At 64.9% G+C, this 17502-nt stretch carries 15 protein-coding genes; 10 read left to right on the plus strand and 5 right to left on the minus strand.

Annotated elements, in window-relative coordinates; translation table 11 throughout:
• The first annotated feature begins 217 nt into the window (after nucleotides 1-217).
• Nucleotides 218-661: a response regulator gene (locus tag VJS90_RS01535; protein WP_324118386.1), complete on the plus strand. Its 444-nt coding sequence runs from the start codon at nucleotides 218-220 to the stop codon at nucleotides 659-661.
• Between the two features lie 73 nt (nucleotides 662-734).
• On the opposite strand, the gene VJS90_RS01540 is transcribed toward VJS90_RS01535, so the two are convergent.
• Nucleotides 735-2918, minus strand: coding sequence for a malate synthase G (locus VJS90_RS01540; RefSeq protein WP_324118388.1), 2184 nt, complete (start codon nucleotides 2916-2918; stop codon nucleotides 735-737).
• Nucleotides 2919-3241: 323 nt separating this feature from the next.
• Here VJS90_RS01540 and VJS90_RS01545 point away from each other — a divergent pair, with 323 nt between their 5' ends.
• Complete coding sequence (locus tag VJS90_RS01545; RefSeq protein WP_324118390.1) at nucleotides 3242-3760, plus strand: glycine cleavage system protein R; 519 nt, start codon at nucleotides 3242-3244, stop codon at nucleotides 3758-3760.
• 102 nt (nucleotides 3761-3862) lie between these two features.
• Here the strand turns inward: VJS90_RS01545 and rarD are convergent, their stop codons facing one another.
• The 4 genes from rarD to VJS90_RS01565 form a co-directional block, all read right to left on the minus strand.
• A complete protein-coding gene (rarD, locus tag VJS90_RS01550; protein ID WP_324118392.1) occupies nucleotides 3863-4750 on the minus strand; it encodes an EamA family transporter RarD in 888 nt (295 codons plus the stop codon).
• Between the two features lie 64 nt (nucleotides 4751-4814).
• On the minus strand, nucleotides 4815-5789 hold the full coding sequence (locus tag VJS90_RS01555; protein ID WP_324118394.1) for a serine/threonine protein kinase: 975 nt from the start codon (nucleotides 5787-5789) through the stop codon (nucleotides 4815-4817).
• A gap of 168 nt (nucleotides 5790-5957) precedes the next feature.
• Entirely contained in the window at nucleotides 5958-6701 is a 744-nt protein-coding gene (locus VJS90_RS01560) for a TOBE domain-containing protein (RefSeq protein ID WP_324118396.1), read from the minus strand.
• 56 nt (nucleotides 6702-6757) lie between these two features.
• Nucleotides 6758-7495 carry a ComF family protein gene (locus tag VJS90_RS01565; protein ID WP_324118398.1) on the minus strand — a complete coding sequence of 246 codons (738 nt, stop codon included), beginning with the start codon at nucleotides 7493-7495 and terminating at the stop codon, nucleotides 6758-6760.
• An 89-nt stretch (nucleotides 7496-7584) separates the two neighbouring features.
• Between VJS90_RS01565 and bioB the strand changes: the two genes are divergently transcribed.
• The 8 genes from bioB (at nucleotide 7585) to VJS90_RS01605 (ending at nucleotide 17389) form a co-directional block, all read left to right on the plus strand.
• Nucleotides 7585-8643 (plus strand): biotin synthase BioB, encoded by a 1059-nt coding sequence (gene bioB, locus VJS90_RS01570; protein ID WP_324118400.1) that lies wholly within the window; start codon nucleotides 7585-7587, stop codon nucleotides 8641-8643.
• Nucleotides 8644-8645: 2 nt separating this feature from the next.
• On the plus strand, nucleotides 8646-9818 hold the full coding sequence (bioF, locus tag VJS90_RS01575) for an 8-amino-7-oxononanoate synthase (RefSeq protein WP_324118402.1): 1173 nt from the start codon (nucleotides 8646-8648) through the stop codon (nucleotides 9816-9818).
• On the plus strand, nucleotides 9811-10542 hold the full coding sequence (locus VJS90_RS01580; protein WP_324118404.1) for an alpha/beta fold hydrolase: 732 nt from the start codon (nucleotides 9811-9813) through the stop codon (nucleotides 10540-10542). The genes bioF and VJS90_RS01580 overlap by 8 nt, the downstream gene beginning before the upstream one ends.
• Complete coding sequence (bioC, locus tag VJS90_RS01585; RefSeq protein WP_324118406.1) at nucleotides 10535-11359, plus strand: malonyl-ACP O-methyltransferase BioC; 825 nt, start codon at nucleotides 10535-10537, stop codon at nucleotides 11357-11359. The genes VJS90_RS01580 and bioC overlap by 8 nt, the downstream gene beginning before the upstream one ends.
• 1 nt (nucleotide 11360) lies before the next feature.
• Nucleotides 11361-12041, plus strand: a complete 681-nt coding sequence (gene bioD, locus VJS90_RS01590) for a dethiobiotin synthase (protein WP_324118409.1) — start codon at nucleotides 11361-11363, stop codon at nucleotides 12039-12041.
• 250 nt (nucleotides 12042-12291) lie between these two features.
• The gene (locus VJS90_RS01595; RefSeq protein WP_324118411.1) at nucleotides 12292-14097 is read left to right on the plus strand and encodes a phenylacyl-CoA dehydrogenase; all 1806 of its coding nucleotides are present in this window, start codon (nucleotides 12292-12294) and stop codon (nucleotides 14095-14097) included.
• A gap of 108 nt (nucleotides 14098-14205) precedes the next feature.
• Nucleotides 14206-15486 carry a GGDEF domain-containing protein gene (locus tag VJS90_RS01600; RefSeq protein ID WP_324118414.1) on the plus strand — a complete coding sequence of 427 codons (1281 nt, stop codon included), beginning with the start codon at nucleotides 14206-14208 and terminating at the stop codon, nucleotides 15484-15486.
• Between the two features lie 124 nt (nucleotides 15487-15610).
• The gene (locus tag VJS90_RS01605; protein ID WP_324118416.1) at nucleotides 15611-17389 is read left to right on the plus strand and encodes an acyl-CoA dehydrogenase C-terminal domain-containing protein; all 1779 of its coding nucleotides are present in this window, start codon (nucleotides 15611-15613) and stop codon (nucleotides 17387-17389) included.
• Nucleotides 17390-17502 lie beyond the last annotated feature (113 nt).

Here is a 17502-nt window from a genome sequence, read left to right on the forward strand (position 1 = left end):
AACTGACCGCAGTTGTGTCGGCGTGTGTACGCGGACAGTGTTGTTCCAGAGCGCCAATGGTCGGTGGACGGCGCCGCAGTGCCCATTGGACGTAAGTCTAGAGGGCGGGGTGTAGCGGCCGGGCGGGGGCGGGTGTCAAATAGCCGACGAAAACAGTTTGCAAGGTACGGGTTTGCGGTCTGAACTTGATTCAAGGGGTTTTTTCTTTGGGATGGCCATGGGTGAGCACGACGACATACTGACTGACGCTGAACGTGAGGCGTTGGCCATGGTGAATTCACCTGCTGGATCGACACAGCAGGTACTGATAGTGGATGACAACGCGGTGAACCGCGAAGCGCTGTGCCTTTATCTCAAAAGCAAGGGACTTGACTGCATCGGCGCCGATGGCGCCCAGGCGGCCTTGAACCTGCTGCGCCGTGAGCCCCGCATCGGCGTGATGATCACTGACCTGCGCATGGTGCCCAAGGACGGCATCGAGCTGATCCGGCAGATTCGCGAGTCCGAGCGGGCGGCGTTGTCGATCATCGTCGTGTCCGGGGACACCGATGTGAAGGAGGCCGTGAACGTGATGCACCTGGGGGTGGTGGATTTTCTGCTCAAGCCTGTGGATCTGGGGAAATTGCTGGGGCTGGTGAAGAAGGAGCTGGGATTGGCGTAAGGCGCCGCACCCGCGCTCCCACAGAGCCCGGCGATGCCGGGCTGGGAAGGCCCGGCACGCGCCATTGGCGATATCAGCCTTTATTACGTGCCTTGAACTCACGGCGACGACGGTGCAGGACCGGCTCGGTATAGCCGTTCGGCTGCCGGGCTCCTTCCACCACCAGCTCCACGGCCGCCTGGAAGGCGATGTTGCTGTCGAAGTCAGGGGCCAGTGGACGGTACAGCGGGTCGTTGGCGTTCTGCCGGTCGACCACCGCGGCCATGCGCTTCAAGCTCTCCAGCACCTGGTCCTCGCTGACCACGCCATGGCGCAGCCAGTTGGCCAGCAACTGGCTGGAAATCCGCAGGGTGGCGCGGTCTTCCATCAGGCCCACGTCGTTGATGTCCGGCACCTTCGAGCAACCCACGCCCTGGTCGATCCAGCGCACCACGTAGCCAAGAATGCCCTGGGCATTGTTGTCCAGCTCGTTGCGGATCTCTTCATCCGACCAATGGGGGTTGGCCGCCAGCGGAATGCTCAGGATATCGTCCACCGATGCCGGGGAGCGCTTGGCCAGTTCGGCCTGGCGCGCCTGCACATCGACCTTGTGGTAGTGCAGGGCATGCAGGGTCGCGGCGGTCGGCGAGGGGACCCAGGCGGTATTGGCGCCCGCCAGCGGGTGGGCGATCTTCTGTTCGAGCATCGCCGCCATCAGGTCAGGCATGGCCCACATGCCTTTGCCGATCTGCGCACGGCCTTGCAGGCCGGTGGCGAGACCAACGTCGACGTTGTTGTTCTCGTAGGCGCCGATCCACTTCTCGTTCTTCATGACGCCTTTGCGCACCACGGCGCCGGCTTCCATGGAGGTGTGGATCTCGTCGCCGGTACGGTCGAGGAAACCGGTGTTGATGAACACCACGCGCTCGGCGGCGGCCTTGATGCACGCCTTGAGGTTGACCGTGGTGCGGCGCTCCTCGTCCATGATGCCGACCTTCAGCGTGTTGCGCGGCAGCTTGAGCACTTCCTCGACGCGGCCGAACAGCTCGTTGGTGAAGGCCGCTTCTTCGGGGCCGTGCATCTTTGGCTTGACGATGTAGACCGAGCCGGTGCGGCTGTTGCTGCGGCTGTTATTGCCGTTGAGGTTGTGCACCGCGGCCAGGCTGGTCATCAGGGCGTCAAGAATGCCTTCCGGTACTTCGTTTCCGTCCTGGTCGAGGATGGCGTCGATGGTCATCAGGTGGCCGACGTTGCGCACGAACAGCAGCGAACGGCCGTGCAGGCTCACCTGGCTCCCGTTAGGCGTGGTGTATTCGCGATCCGGGTTCATGGTGCGGGTGAAGGTGGTGCCACCCTTGCTGACGCTTTCGGACAGGTCGCCCTTCATCAGGCCCAGCCAGTTGCGGTAGACCACGGTCTTGTCATCGGCATCGACCGCGGCGACCGAGTCTTCGCAGTCCATGATGGTGGTCAGGGCCGACTCCATCAGGATGTCCTTGACGCCAGCGGCATCGGTGCTGCCAACCGGGGTGCTGGCATCGATCTGGATCTCGAAGTGCAGGCCATTGTGCTTGAGCAGGATGGCGGTCGGCGCGCCTGCATCGCCCAGGAAACCGATCAGCTGGGCTTCATCGCGCAGGCCGGCCGCGCTGCCACCCTTGAGCTCGACCAGCAACTTGCCGCCTTCGATGCGATAGGCGCTGGCATCTACGTGGGACCCGTGTTCAAGCGGGGCGGCCTCGTCGAGGAAGGCGCGGGCGAAGGCGATGACCTTGTCCCCCCGCAGCTTGTTATAGCCCTTGCCCTTTTCGGCACCGCCTTCATCGCTGATGGCATCGGTGCCGTACAGGGCATCGTAGAGCGAACCCCAGCGGGCATTCGAGGCGTTGAGGGCGAAGCGGGCGTTCATCACCGGCACCACCAGCTGTGGGCCGGCCATGCGGGCGATTTCTTCGTCGACGTTCTGGGTGGTCACCTGGAAATCGTCGGCGGCTGGGAGCAGGTAGCCGATTTCGCCGAGGAAGCGCTTGTAGCCGGCAGCATCGAAGGCCTGGCCCTGGCCCTGGCGCTGCTGGTGCCATGCGTCGATCTGCGCTTGCAGGGCGTCGCGCTTGGCCAGCAGGGCTTTGTTCTTGGGAGCGAGGTCGTGGATGATCTTTTGCGCACCAGCCCAGAACTGCTCGGCGACGATGCCGGTTCCGGGAATGGCTTCGTCGTTGACGAAGTCGTACAGGACCTTGGCGACCTGAAGGCCACCGACTTGAACGTGTTCAGTCATTGCTTGCCTCACTCTGCTCAGCTATTTCGCTTCATCGTAAAGAGATCGAAACGACGTTTTTGTAGTCCGGCTGGAGGCATACTACATGATGCCCCGCGCTTGTGAATATCAGACCAAAAGCGTCGCGCTGCGACCGGTCGGCCGCTCGACGTCATGCTGGGAATAAGTATGTTCGCAAAAAAACTGTGAATTGTTCCAGATAAATCTTAAAACAGTACACGATTTGTCGAGTAGCCCTCCTGCGGCAGGATGCCGCGCCGTGCCTATACTTTCACAGCGCTTCGACAACCGTCACGACAAAGCCTGATTGAGAGGACCGGCCTGTGGATCATCTTGTACTCACCGTGATTGCCCCTGACAAGGCTGGCCAGGTAGAGCGGATTGCCGAGTGCATCGCCGAGCACAACGGCAACTGGCTGGAGAGCCGCATGTCGCGGATGGCCGGGCAATTCGCCGGGATCCTGCGCGTCGCGGTGCCGGCCGAGTCGTACGACGAACTGGTGGTCAGCCTGCAAGGCCTGCTGCGCTACGACATTCGAGTGCTGATCGCCGAGAGCGGCATCGAGCCGTCCTGTACCTGGAAGCCGATTGCCATGGAGCTGGTTGGCAACGACCGCCCGGGCATCGTGCGCGACATCACCCGGCTGCTGGCCGAGCAGGGCGTGAACCTGGAGCGCTTTACCACCGAGGTGCGTCCGGCGCCGATGAGCAGCGAGCCGTTGTTTCATGCCGATGCCTTGCTGGCGTTGCCGCTGACCTTGTCGCTGGATGACCTGCGGCAGCGGCTCGAGGCCTTGGCCGATGACCTGATGGTGGAATTGAAACTGCGTCCGGAGGAGTAGGAGTTATCCCCGGTTAGGCAGGGACTAGGGTGTGGATAACCTTGGGAGATCGTGCTGCAGGCCACGATTGCCGTGGCCTGCAAGGCTTTGTACGTTTTTTGATCAGCTTCGGCGGCGCAAGCTGAGCCAGGCGTCGACGCTGTAGATCGCCAGGCCTGCCCAGATGAACATGAAGGCGACCAGGGTGCTGGGCGACAGATGCTCGCCGAACAGCAACGTTGCCTGCAGCAGCACCAGGGTCGGCGCCAGGTATTGCAGGAACCCCAGTGTGGTGTAGGGGAGGTGGCGGGCGGCGGCGTTGAAGCACACCAACGGCACCAGCGTCACCGGGCCGGCGGCCATCAGCCACAAGGCCTGGCTGCTGGTATAGAAGTCTGCCTGGGCGCTGCCGACCTCAGGGTGCAGCAGCAGCCAGCCCGCCGCCAGCGGCACCAGCATCCAGGTCTCCACCACCAGCCCGGGCAGCGCGGCGACGGGCGCCTGCTTGCGAATCAGTCCGTAGAAACCAAAGCTCAGGGCCAGCGCCAGCGACACCCACGGCAAGCTGCCGACCTGCCACACCTGCTGGGCCACGCCCGCGGCCGCCAGGCCCACTGCCAGCCATTGCAGGCGGCGCAGGCGCTCGCCCAGAAGCATCATGCCCAGCAGCACATTGACCAGTGGGTTGATGTAGTAGCCCAGGCTCGCTTCGAGCATGCGGCCGTTGTTGACCGCCCACACGTAGGTCAGCCAGTTGCCGGCGATCAGCGCGCCGCTCAGGGCCAGGACCGCCAGGCGGCGCGGGTTGTCGCGCAGCTCGCGCCACCAGCCTGGGTGTTTCCAGAAAGCCAGTACGATCGAGCCGAACAGTGCGGACCAGAGCACCCGGTGGACGATGATCTCGACCGCCGGAACGCTTTGCAGGACCTTGAAGTAAAGGGGAAACAGACCCCAGATGATGTAGGCGCTCAGGCCCAGGATGTACCCGCGGCGCGGGTTTGCGGCGTGCATGCAGATTCCTTGCTTGGCTAGCTAGATACAACGGCGCGTATTGTAGACAGACCGGCCCGGGCGACTAGAACAATTTGAGCGGCGCCTCGTCCAGTGCGGCCATCTGTTCGCGCAGGGCCAGGATCTGGTCGCCCCAATAGCGCTCCTGGCCGAACCAGGGGAAGCTGCGTGGAAACGCCGGATCGTCCCAGCGCCGCGCCAGCCAGGCGCTGTAGTGCAGTTGGCGCAGGGCGCGCAGGGGCTCGATCAAGGCCAGCTGGCGGGGGTCGAAATCATGGAATTCGTTGTAGCCGTCCATCAGTTCCGCCAACTGCCCCAGGCGCTCTTCGCGGCTGCCGGCGAGCATCATCCACAGGTCCTGCACGGCCGGGCCCATGCGGCAGTCGTCGAGGTCGACCAGGTGATAGGCCTCGTCGCGGCACATCATGTTGCCCGGGTGGCAGTCGCCATGCAGGCGGATGTTCTGGTGCGGGGTGCGCGCATAGGCGTCCTCGACCCGCTTGAGCACGTCGCGCGCGACTGACTCGAAGGCGGGCAGCAGGCTGGCAGGGACGAAATTGCCGGCCAGCAGGGTATCCAGCGACGCGTGGCCGAAGTTGTCGATGCCCAGCGCCTCACGGTGCTCGAAGGGGCGCGTGGAACCGACGGCGTGCAGGCGGCCGAGCAACTGTCCCAGGCGATACAGCTGGTCGAGGTTGCCCGGCTCCGGGGCACGGCCGCCACGGCGAGGAAAGAGCGTGAAGCGAAAGCCCTGATGCTCGAACAGCGTCCGGCCCTCGTGCGCGATGGGCGCGACGACGGGCACGTCGCAGTCGGCGAGTTCCGCGGTGAAGCTGTGTTCCTCAAGAATGGCGGCATCGGTCCAGCGTCCTGGGCGGTAGAACTTGGCGATCAGCGGCTGCTCCCCTTCGATGCCGATCTGGTACACCCGGTTCTCATAGCTGTTGAGCGCCAGCACTCGCGCATCGCTGAGCAGGCCCAGGCTCTCCACGGCGTCCAGGACCAGGTCGGGGGTGAGGGTGTCGAAGGGGTGGGACATGGTGGTTCCTGGGTCGTGGGGGTTGGGCCATGGTATCCCAATCCCGGCTTTACGGTTGCCTGTACCGGCCTCTTCGCTGGCAAGCCAGCTCCCACGGATACGGAGCTGAACCTAGGAGCGGCGCTGTACCTGTGGGAGCTGGCTTGCCAGCGAAGAGGCCGACTCAGGCTACACCGGCGTCCCGATCAGTACACAGGACGGATGAAACTGCGCCCGCACTTCATCCCCCACGCCAACCCCGTCGGCAAACGCGCACAACGTCTGCCCGTTCTCCAGCCCCAGCCGCACTTCGCTCGGTCCATCTCCGTCGGCAAGTACTTCCTCGACCTTGGCATTCAGGCAATTGGACCCAGCCAGCGCCATGTCCCCAGGCCCGAGCACCTGCACCCACCCCGCCTTGAGCAACGCCACCACCCGCGCACCCGCCGCCAGCTCCAGCCGCTCGGTGCTGTCGCGGGTAATCAGCGCCTCGACCCGCAGCCCGTGTGGCAAGGCCAGGCGGATGCGGTCATGACGCCCTTCATGCACGACCTCGGTCACCTCTCCCTGCAACTGGTTGCGCGCGCTGGTGCGCAGCATCAACCGCCCGAGCAGGTCCAGGTCACTGTCGTCGATGGCCGCCTCCAGTACCTGCGCCTGCAACGCTTGCAGCCGCTGGTAAAGATGCAACACCCGCAGTCCTTCGGCGGACAGCCGCGCGCCGCCGCCGCCCCGGCCACCGGTGCTGCGCTCCACCAACGGCGTGGCGGCCAGGTTGTTGAGTTCGTCGATGGCATCCCAGGCGCCCTTGTAGCTGATACCCGCCGCCTTGGCGGCGCGGGTGATCGAGCCTTGTTCGGCGATGTGCTGCAACAAGGCGATGCGCTGCGGGCGGCGGGCAATGTGCTGGGTAAGCAGGAGTGGCAATGACATGATCTGCGAGGCTCGATCGGATACAGGATCGACGGTGCCGCCGGCCTGTGGGCAAGTCAAGCCTTGTCCGGCTTGGCGGTGCGCGCCAGGCAATACACGTCGACCCGCCGCGCACCTGCCTGGCGCAGCAGGCTGGCCAGGGCCTGGGCCGTGGCGCCGGTGGTCATAACGTCGTCGACCAGCGCCAGGTGCAGGCCGTCGAGCGGCTCGCCGTGGGCCAGTTCGAATGCCTCGCGCAGGTTGCGTTGCCGGGCCTTGGCGCCGAGCACCTGCTGCGCGGGCGTCTCACGCGGGCGCTGAAGCAACTGCTCGTCGCAGGGAATGCGCAGCTGAGCGCTCAGCCAGCGGGCCAGCATCGCCGCCTGGTTGAAACCGCGCTGGCGCAGTCGCCCGCAGGCCATGGGCACCGGCAATAGCCGGTCGGGGCGTGGCAGGCCCTGCTCGAAGCGGTGCTCCAGGCCGTTGCCTTGCAGTTCCGAGAGAAGGCGGCCCAGCGGCCACTGGCGGTTGTGCTTGAAGCGGGTGATTAGCGCATCGACCGGAAAACCATAGTGCCAGAGCGCCTCGACCCGCTTGAAGGCAGGGCGCCGGCGACGGCACTGGCCGCAGGTCAGGTCGCGCATCGGCAGCGGCAGGGCGCAGATCCGGCATTGTTCATCCAGCCAGGGCAGTTCCAGTTCGCAACAGGTACACAGCGGGTAGGGCTGGTCGGTTGGCGCATCACACAATAAACATGCCTGATTACTTTTCGTACACTTGTAAACCAGTGCTTTCAACCATGGTTGACAGTGCATGATGCTTCCTCGACTATGCGACCTATCCGTGATGCGCTGGCGGGCTTGTCCTTCCTTGCGCCCGACAGAGCCTAGACAAGGAAACGCCGATGAGCGCCAGCACAACTGCAACAACACGTCACGACTGGTCCCTGCACGAGGTCAAGGCGCTGTTCCAGCAGCCTTTCAACGACCTGCTGTTCCAGGCGCAATCCGTGCACCGCGCCCACTTCGATCCTAACCGCGTGCAAGTGTCGACCCTGCTGTCGATCAAGACCGGCGCCTGCCCCGAAGACTGCAAGTACTGTCCGCAGTCCGGCCACTACAACACCGGGCTGGAAAAACAGAAGCTGATGGAAGTGCAGAAGGTCCTCGAAGAAGCGGCCCGCGCCAAGGCGATCGGCTCGACGCGTTTCTGCATGGGCGCGGCCTGGAAGCATCCGTCGGCCAAGGACATGCCCTACGTGCTGCAGATGGTCCAGGGCGTGAAGGCCCTTGGGCTGGAAACCTGCATGACCCTGGGCAAGCTGGACCGCGAGCAGACCGAGGCCCTGGCCGAGGCCGGGCTGGACTACTACAACCACAACCTGGACACCTCGCCGGAGTTCTACGGCAGCATCATCACCACCCGCACCTACGGCGAGCGCCTGCAGACCCTGGCCTACGTGCGTGACGCCGGGATGAAGATCTGCTCGGGCGGGATCCTGGGCATGGGCGAGTCGCTGGACGACCGCGCCGGCCTGCTGATCCAGCTGGCGAACCTGCCAGAGCACCCGGAATCGGTGCCAATCAACATGCTGGTCAAGGTGGCCGGCACGCCGCTGGAAAACGCCGAGGAGGTCGACCCGTTCGACTTCATCCGCATGCTGGCGGTCGCCCGTATCCTGATGCCCATGTCGCACGTGCGCCTTTCGGCCGGCCGCGAGGCCATGAACGAGCAGATGCAGGCGCTGGCCTTCATGGCGGGCGCCAACTCGATCTTCTACGGCGAGAAACTGCTGACCACCGCCAACCCGCAGGCCGACAAGGACATGCAGCTGTTCAAGCGCCTGGGCATTCAGCCCGAAGCGGGCGAAGAGCATGCCGATGAGGTCCACCAGGCCGCCATCGAGCAGGCGGTGGTCGAACAACGCAGCAGCGAGCTGTTCTACAACGCCGCGTCGGCGTGAGCATGGCGTTCGACCTGACGGCCCGGCTGGCCGAGCGGCGCGCCGCTGACCTGTACCGGCAACGGCCACTGCTGCAGAGCCCGCAGGGACCTGAAGTGGTGGTCGACGGCCAGCCGCTGCTGGCATTTTGCAGCAACGATTACCTGGGCCTGGCCAATCACCCCGAGGTGATCGCGGCCTGGCGCGCCGGCGCCGAGCGCTGGGGTGTCGGTGGCGGCGCCTCGCACCTGGTGATCGGCCACAGCACGCCCCATCATCAACTCGAAGAGGCGCTCGCCGAGCTCACGGGGCGGCCGCGAGCCTTGCTGTTCTCCACCGGCTACATGGCCAACCTTGGCGCCCTGACGGCGCTGGTGGGGCAGGGTGACACGGTGCTGCAGGACCGCCTCAACCATGCCTCGCTGCTCGATGGCGGCCTGCTCAGCGGCGCGCGTTTCAGCCGCTACCTGCATAACGACGCCGAAAGCCTCGCAAGCCGCCTGGACAAGGCGGTGGGCAATACCCTGGTGGTCACCGACGGTGTGTTCAGCATGGACGGCGACCTGGCCGACCTGCCGGCGCTGGCCGCAACCGCCCAGGCGCGCGACGCCTGGCTGATGGTGGACGATGCCCATGGCCTGGGCACCCTGGGGCGCAATGGCGGCGGCATCGTCGAACATTTCGGCCTGGGCATCGATCAGGTGCCGGTGCTGATCGGCACGCTGGGCAAGGCTTGTGGCACCGCGGGCGCCTTCGTGGCGGGCAGCGACGAGCTGATCGAAACCCTGGTGCAGTTCGCCCGCCCGTACATCTACACCACCAGCCAGCCGCCGGCGCTGGCCTGTGCCACGCTCAAGAGCCTGGAACTGCTGCGCCGCGAACACTGGCGCCGCGAGCACCTGGCCGCGCTGATCCGTCAGTTCCGTGAGGGTGCGCTGGCGCTGGGCCTTGAGCTGATGGACAGCCAGACGCCGATCCAGCCGATCGTCATCGGCGACAGCGCACGGGCGATGCGCCTGTCGCAGATGCTGCGCGAACGTGGCCTGCTGGTCACCGCTATCCGCCCGCCCACCGTGCCTGCAGGCAGCGCGCGGCTGCGGGTGACCTTGAGCGCCGCGCACAGCGAGGCGCAGGTACAGCTATTGTTGAATGCATTGGCCGAGTGTCACCCACTGCTGGAGCCCGCTGATGCGTAACCGTCTTGTCCTGCTGCCTGGCTGGGGGCTTGGGACTGCTGCCCTGGAACCCCTGGCCGCCAGCCTGCGTGCCCAGGATCCGCGCCTGCAGATCGAACTCATGCCCTTGCCGGAGCTGGCCGAAGCGAACGTCGAGGCGTGGGTGGACCATCTCCATCGCACGCTGCCCACTGATACCTGGCTGGGGGGGTGGTCGCTGGGCGGCATGCTGGCGAGCCTGCTCGCCGAGCGCCGCGGCGATCATTGCTGCGGGCTGTTGACGCTTGCCAGCAACCCGAGCTTCGTGGCCCGGCCTGACTGGCCCCATGGCATGGCGCCCGACACCTTCGCGACATTCCTGGATGGTTGCCGCAGCCATCCCCAGGTCACCCTCAAGCGCTTTCGCAGCCTGTGCAGCGAGGGTGCGCAGATGCCGCGCAGCCTGATGCGCCTGCTTGGCGTCGGGCTGCCCGACACCGACCCGCTCTACCTGGCCAACGGCCTGCGGGTGCTGGAACAGCTGGACACCCGCGCCGCCCTCGAGCGCTACGCGGGGCCGCAACTGCACCTGTTCGCCGGCAGCGACGCCCTGGTGCCGGCCGAAGCGGCGCAGGCACTGAGCGAGCTGTTGCCTGACGTGGAGGTCGGACTGGTCGAAGACAGCGCCCACGCGTTCCTGCTGGAGTATCCCCAGGAGCTGGCCGCGGGTATCAAGGGTTTCTTGCATGAGAGTGGTGATGACTGATCTTTCCCGGCCGACGCTTCCCGGCGGCTTGCCCGACAAGCGCCAGGTGGCGGCCTCGTTTTCCCGTGCCGCCGCCAGCTATGACAGCGTCGCGGCCTTGCAGCGCGCGGTGGGCGAGACGCTGCTTGAGCAGCTGCCTGGCGACCTGCGCCCGGTCGACTGGCTCGACCTTGGCAGTGGCACCGGCTATTTCAGCCGCCAGCTGAACCAGCGCTATGCGCAGGCGACGGGCCTTGCGGTGGACATTGCCGAGGGCATGCTGCGTCACGCGCGCAGCGCTGGTGGTGCCCGCTACCACGTGGTCGGCGACGCCGAGCGCCTGCCGCTGCGTGATGCCAGCGTCGATCTGGTGTTCAGCAGTCTGGCGGTGCAGTGGTGCGAACAGTTTGGCGCGGTGCTCGATGAAGCGCATCGGGTGCTGCGCCCCGGGGGCGTGCTGGCCTTCACCAGTCTCTGCGTGGGGACGCTGCAGGAGCTGCGCGACAGCTGGCAGGCGGTGGACGGACTGGTGCATGTCAACCGGTTCCGGCGTTTCGAGGAGTACCAGCGTCTGTGCGCCGGCAGCGCCCTGCAGGTGCTCGACCTGACGCGCCTCGCCCAGGTGCTGCATTACCCGGACGTGCGCGGCCTGACCCATGAACTCAAGGCCCTCGGCGCCCACAACCTCAATCCCGGGCGTCCCACCGGCCTTACCGGGCGCGCGCGCATGCAGGCATTGCTGCAGGCCTATGAAGGCTTCCGCCAGCCCCACGGACTGCCGGCCACCTACCAGGTGGTCTATGGTGTCTTGCGCAAGCCATTGGCAGGAGGGAAATGAGATGAGCCGGGGTTACTTCATCGCAGGCACGGACACCGATGTAGGCAAGACCACGATCGCCGCGGGCCTGTTGCATGCCGCGCGGCTTGGCGGGCTGAGCACGCTCGGTGCCAAGCCGGTCGCCTCGGGCTGCACGCTGACCGGCAAGGGGCTGCGCAATGCCGATGCCCAGGCGCTGATCGCCGAGAGTTCGCTGAAACTGCCCTACGAACAGATCAACCCCTTTGCCTTCGAGCCCGCGATCGCCCCGCACCTGGCCGCGCGCGAAGCGGGGGTGCCCTTGAGCGTGCCGGCGCTGCTCGCACCGATGCGCGAGGTGCTCGCCCAAGGCGCCGACTTTACCTTGATCGAAGGCGCGGGCGGCTGGCGTGTGCCGCTGTCGGGGCAGGCCAACCTCTCGGACCTCGCCATCGCCCTGAGGTTGCCCGTGATCCTGGTGGTCGGGGTACGCCTGGGCTGCATCAGCCATGCCTTGCTCAGCGCCGAAGCCATTGCCCGTGATGGCCTGCAACTGGCCGGCTGGGTTGCCAATATCATCGAGCCGCGTACCTCGCGCCTGGAAGAAAACCTCGCCACCCTCGCCGAGCGCCTCCCCGCCCCATGCCTGGGGCGTGTGCCGAAGTTACGACCGGCAACTGCCGAAGCTGTAGCTGCGCACCTGCAGCTGGACTTGCTGGACTAGTGCCGGTCTATCGACTGGCACAACGCCATTAGTCTTTTCAACCGTCCCTGCGCTCCATCGCTGCTTTACTGAAGGCAGGCTTTCCTGTGGAAAGGAACAAGGACCTGGTGGCGTGATCGCCATTTTCTGTGGCGCAAACACCCTGCTGCCTGTGTTGACTTACCTCTGTCCAAAACGTAAGTTTCAAACAACTGTTTGACCCAGAACACATGGTCTTCCAAAACGGACTCATCAGCTGAGGTTCATCGCTATGCCTGATTACAAAGCCCCCTTGCGAGATATCCGCTTCGTGCGCGACGAGCTGCTCGGCTACGAAGCGCATTATCAGAGCTTGCCGGGTTGCGAGGACGCCACGCCCGACATGGTCGACGCGATCCTTGAAGAAGGTGCGAAATTCTGTGAGCAGGTGCTGGCCCCGCTGAACCGCGTGGGTGATCTCGAGGGCTGCACCTGGAGCGAGTCGGGGGTGAAGACGCCAACCGGTTTCAAACAGGCCTATCAGCAGTTCGTCGAGGGCGGCTGGCCGAGCCTGGCGCACGATGCAGGCCACGGCGGCCAGGGCCTGCCCGAGTCGCTGGGCCTGGCGATCAGCGAAATGGTGGGGGAGGCGAACTGGTCGTGGGGCATGTACCCAGGCTTGTCCCATGGCGCGATGAACACTCTGTCGGCCCATGGCACCGACGAGCAGCAGCACACCTACCTGAGCAAACTGGTGACCGGCGAATGGACCGGCACCATGTGCCTCACCGAGCCTCATTGCGGCACCGACCTGGGCATGCTGCGCACCCGGGCCGAACCTCAGGCGGACGGGTCCTACAAGGTCAGCGGCACGAAGATCTTCATCTCGGCCGGTGAGCACGACATGGCCGACAACATCGTGCATATCGTCCTGGCTCGCCTGCCCGACGCACCGGCCGGCACCAAGGGTATTTCGCTGTTCATCGTGCCCAAGTTCCTGCCCACCGCCGACGGCGGCGTGGGCGAGCGCAACGGCGTCAGCTGCGGCTCGCTCGAACACAAGATGGGCATCCACGGCAACGCCACCTGCGTGATGAACTTCGACGCTGCCACCGGTTACCTGATCGGCCCCGCCAACAAGGGCCTCAACTGCATGTTCACCTTCATGAACACCGCTCGCCTGGGCACCGCGCTGCAGGGCCTGGCCCACGCCGAGGTGGCCTTCCAGGGTGGCTTGAAATATGCCCGCGACCGCTTGCAGATGCGTTCGCTGACTGGCCCGAAAGCCCCGGACAAGGCCGCCGACCCGATCATCGTGCATCCGGATGTGCGGCGCATGCTGCTGACCATGAAGGCGTTCGCCGAAGGCAACCGCGCCATGGTCTATTTCACCGCCAAGCAGGTGGACATCCTCAAGTACAGCCAGGATGAGGACGCGCGCAAGAAAGCCGACGCCTTGCTGGCCTTCATGACCCCGATCGCCAAGGCATTCATGACCGAAGTCGGTTTCGAGTCCGCCAACCACGGTGTGCAGATCTACGGCGGCCACGGCTTCATCGCCGAGTGGGGCATGGAGCAGAACGTGCGCGACAGCCGGATCTCCATGCTGTACGAAGGCACCACCGGCATCCAGGCCCTCGACCTGCTCGGGCGCAAGGTATTGATGACCCAGGGCGAGGCGCTCAAGGGCTTTACCCGGATAGTGCACAAGTTCTGCCAGGCACAGGAAGGCAATGAAGCCGTTCGCGAGTTTGTCGAGCCGCTGGCCCAGCTGAACAAGGAATGGGGCGAGCTGACCATGAAGGTGGGCATGGCCGCCATGAAGGACCGCGAGGAGGTTGGGGCCGCGTCGGTGGACTACCTGATGTATTCCGGTTACGCGTGCCTTGCGTACTTCTGGGCCGACATTGCCCGCCTGGCCGCCGAAAAACTGGCTGCCGGCACCAGCGAGCAGGCGTTCTACACCGCCAAGCTGCAGACCGCGCGCTTCTACTTCCAGCGCATCCTGCCGCGCACCCGCACGCACGTGGCGACGATGTTGTCGGGCGCGGGAAATCTGATGGCGATGGATGAGGAGCATTTCGGGTTGTCTTACTGAGGCGTAAGCGCTGCCGGGAGCGCTTGTTTTCCCATTCATCATTTCCAACCCGCGGCCGACATATTATGGGCACAATGCCATCATTGGTCTGCCGGGTTGGAGATTCCCTTGTTCCGTTTATCCGCTGTACGCCCGAGCCACTTCCTGCCGTCGCTGCTGTTGCTGACGTCGGGCCTTGCGGCCGCGTATGTGAAAGACCTCAGTGTCTTCTTCACTTCCCTGTTCAACGTCCTGCCCACGCTGGTGCTGCTGCTTGGCGGCGCCTACTGCGCGGTGTACCGCCGTCAGCGCGAGTTGTTCCTGATGGTCACGGTGTACATCGCCTACTACCTGCTCGACACCCAGACCGACTTCTACCGGGACTACGGCCAGGTGCGCGCGGATGCCGCGGTGATCTTCCACCTCGTGTGCCTGCTGCTGCCTGCCCTGTTTGGCCTGTACGCCGCCTGGCAGGAGCGTACCCACCTGTTCCAGGACATGATCGCCCGCTTTGCCGTGCTGTTCGCCGTCGGCGGCGTGGCCGTGGCGCTGGAGCAGAGTTATCCACATGCCTTGCAGATGTGGCTGGCGGAGATTCGCTGGCCGATCCTGCATGGCCAGTGGATGAGCCTGATCCAGCTGGTCTACCCGCTGTTCCTCGGCGTTTTCATCCTGCTGCTGGTGCAGTACCTGCGAGCGCCTCGGCCTTTGCACGCGGCGCAGCTCATCGGGCTTGTCGGCATCTTCTGGATGCTGCCCCAGACGTTCATCCTGCCCTTTACCCTGAACATCATGTGCAGCCAGGTGATGCTGATGATCGCCGCGGCGGTGGCCCATGAGGCCTACCAGATGGCCTTCCGCGATGAACTGACCGGCCTGCCCGGGCGCCGAGCGCTGAACGAGCGCATGCAGCGCCTTGGCCGCAACTATGTGCTGGCGATGAGCGACGTCGATCACTTCAAGAAATTCAACGACACCCATGGCCATGACGTGGGTGACCAGGTGCTGCGGCTGGTGGCCGCCAAGTTGTCGAAGATCACCGGCGGGGGAAGGGCCTATCGTTACGGCGGCGAGGAATTCGCGGTGGTGTTCGCCGGCAAGACTGCCGAGCAATGTTTGCCTCACCTTGAGGCGGTGCGCGAGGTAATTGCCAACTACGCTATGCATCTGCGCAACCAGGATCGCCCGCTGGATGACCAGGCCGGTCGCCTGCGACGAGGAAGCGCTGCCGCGAGCACGGTGTCGGTGACCATCAGCATCGGCGTCGCCGAGCGGCAAGTTGAACATCGCAATCCCGAACAAGTGCTCAAGTCAGCGGACGAGGCGCTCTACAGGGCCAAGACCGCAGGACGAAATTGCGTGATGACATGGGGTCGGCAGGCGCGCAGAGGAGCAGTCCGAACGGTGTGACCATGGCTGACTATTTGGTCGCTTGATGACCCTATGTCTCGCAAAAGTTGTTCAGTTACACTCCCTGAACCAACAGTGCCGCGGTCCTCCACGACCGCTCCCGCCCTACTAGCGAGAGGTAGCCATGGCTGAATACAAAGCGCCCCTGCGCGATATGCGCTTCGTTCTCACGGAAGTCTTCGAGGTCGCCCGGCTATGGGCGCAGATGCCTGCCCTGGCCGAACAGGTCGATGAAGACACGGCCATGGCCGTGCTCGAGGAAGCTGGCAAGGTCACCGGCAAGAGCATCGCACCCTTGAGCCGGGCGGCTGACGAAGAAGGCTGCCATTGGGACAACGGCACGGTGCGCACGCCAGCGGGCTTCGTCGAGGCCTACAAGACTTACGCCGAAGGCGGCTGGGTCGGCGTGGGTGGCGATCCGTCCTACGGCGGCATGGGCATGCCCAAGGTGATTTCCGCCCAGGTGGAAGAGATGGTCAACGCTTCCAGCCTGTCATTCGGCCTGTACCCGATGCTCACTGCCGGCGCCTGCCTGTCAATCAACGCCCATGCCAGCGAGGCGCTCAAACAAGCGTACCTGCCCACCCTGTACGCGGGCACCTGGGCCGGCTCGATGTGCCTGACCGAACCCCACGCCGGGACCGACCTGGGCATCATCCGTACCCGTGCGGAGCCTCAGGCGGACGGCAGCTACAAGGTCACTGGCACCAAGATCTTCATCACCGGCGGGGAGCACGACCTGACCGAGAACATCATTCACCTGGTGCTCGCCAAGCTGCCCGATGCGCCGGCGGGGCCCAAAGGCATCTCGCTGTTGCTGGTGCCCAAGTTCCTGGTGAATGCCGATGGCAGCCTGGGTGAGCGCAACGCGGCCTACTGCGGTTCGATCGAACACAAGATGGGCATCCAGGCCTCGGCCACTTGCGTGATGAACTTCGACGGCGCGGTGGGCTACCTGGTCGGCGAGGCGAACAAGGGCCTGGCGGCCATGTTCACCATGATGAACTACGAGCGTCTGGGCGTGGGCATCCAGGGCCTGGCGTCGGGCGAGCGCTCGTACCAGAACGCTGTCGCCTACGCCCGCGACCGCCTGCAAAGCCGCGCGCCGACCGGCGCACAGGCAAAGGACAAGGCGGCCGACCCGATCATCGTCCACCCCGACGTACGCCGCATGCTGCTGACCATGAAGGCGCTGAACGAGGGCGGACGCGCGTTCTCAAGCTACGTGGCGCTGCAGCTGGACACCGCCAAATACAGCGAGGACCCGACCGAACGCAAGCGTGGTGAAGACCTGGTCGCCCTGCTGACGCCCGTGGCCAAGGCCTTCCTTACCGATGTCGGCCTGGAAGCCACGGTGCATGGCCAGCAGGTCTTCGGTGGGCACGGCTACATCCGCGAGTGGGGCCAGGAGCAACTGGTGCGTGATGTGCGCATCACCCAGATCTACGAAGGCACCAACGGTATCCAGGCCCTCGACCTGATGGGCCGCAAGGTGGTCGGCAGTGGCGGGGCGTTGTATCAGCTGTTCGCCGATGAGATCCGCCAGTTCATCGCCAGCAGTGATAGCGCCCTGGGCGAGTTCGTCCGCCCCCTGGGGGCCGCGCTCGACCAGCTTGACGACCTGACCGCCTGGGTCCTGGACCGCGCCAAGGCCAACCCCAACGAGATCGGCGCCGCTTCGGTGGAGTACCTGCATGCGTTCGGCTATACCGCCTATGCCTACATGTGGGCGCTGATGGCCCGGGCCGCGCTGCCGCGCCAAGGCACCGACGACTTCTACACCGCCAAGCTCGGCACTGCGCGCTTCTATTTCGCCCGCCTGCTGCCGCGCATTCATTCCCTGGCAGCTTCGGTGAAAGCCGGTAGCGAGTCGCTGTACCTGCTGGATGAGGGGCAGTTCTGAGTGGATTGGGTGCCGTGTAAGCTTTTTCCTACACGACGTGGTGACATTTCGCCCCTATCTTCAGATTGGATCCACAGGTAATCTTTCTCACATGGACGTAGCGCAGGACGCGC

This window comes from Pseudomonas sp. (assembly GCF_035277045.1).
GTDB lineage: Bacteria > Pseudomonadota > Gammaproteobacteria > Pseudomonadales > Pseudomonadaceae > Aquipseudomonas.

What these genes read in the sequence shown, in the direction of transcription:
- VJS90_RS01535 (WP_324118386.1), top strand. Translation starts at nt 218, where the DNA reads ATGGGTGAGCACGACGACATACTGACTGACGCTGAACGTGAGGCGTTG.
- VJS90_RS01540 (WP_324118388.1), bottom strand. Translation starts at nt 2,918, where the DNA reads ATGACTGAACACGTTCAAGTCGGTGGCCTTCAGGTCGCCAAGGTCCTG.
- rarD (WP_324118392.1), bottom strand. Translation starts at nt 4,750, where the DNA reads ATGCACGCCGCAAACCCGCGCCGCGGGTACATCCTGGGCCTGAGCGCC.
- VJS90_RS01555 (WP_324118394.1), bottom strand. Translation starts at nt 5,789, where the DNA reads ATGTCCCACCCCTTCGACACCCTCACCCCCGACCTGGTCCTGGACGCC.
- VJS90_RS01560 (WP_324118396.1), bottom strand. Translation starts at nt 6,701, where the DNA reads ATGTCATTGCCACTCCTGCTTACCCAGCACATTGCCCGCCGCCCGCAG.
- VJS90_RS01565 (WP_324118398.1), bottom strand. Translation starts at nt 7,495, where the DNA reads ATGCACTGTCAACCATGGTTGAAAGCACTGGTTTACAAGTGTACGAAA.
- bioB (WP_324118400.1), top strand. Translation starts at nt 7,585, where the DNA reads ATGAGCGCCAGCACAACTGCAACAACACGTCACGACTGGTCCCTGCAC.
- bioF (WP_324118402.1), top strand. Translation starts at nt 8,646, where the DNA reads ATGGCGTTCGACCTGACGGCCCGGCTGGCCGAGCGGCGCGCCGCTGAC.
- VJS90_RS01580 (WP_324118404.1), top strand. Translation starts at nt 9,811, where the DNA reads ATGCGTAACCGTCTTGTCCTGCTGCCTGGCTGGGGGCTTGGGACTGCT.
- bioC (WP_324118406.1), top strand. Translation starts at nt 10,535, where the DNA reads ATGACTGATCTTTCCCGGCCGACGCTTCCCGGCGGCTTGCCCGACAAG.
- bioD (WP_324118409.1), top strand. Translation starts at nt 11,361, where the DNA reads ATGAGCCGGGGTTACTTCATCGCAGGCACGGACACCGATGTAGGCAAG.
- VJS90_RS01595 (WP_324118411.1), top strand. Translation starts at nt 12,292, where the DNA reads ATGCCTGATTACAAAGCCCCCTTGCGAGATATCCGCTTCGTGCGCGAC.
- VJS90_RS01605 (WP_324118416.1), top strand. Translation starts at nt 15,611, where the DNA reads ATGGCTGAATACAAAGCGCCCCTGCGCGATATGCGCTTCGTTCTCACG.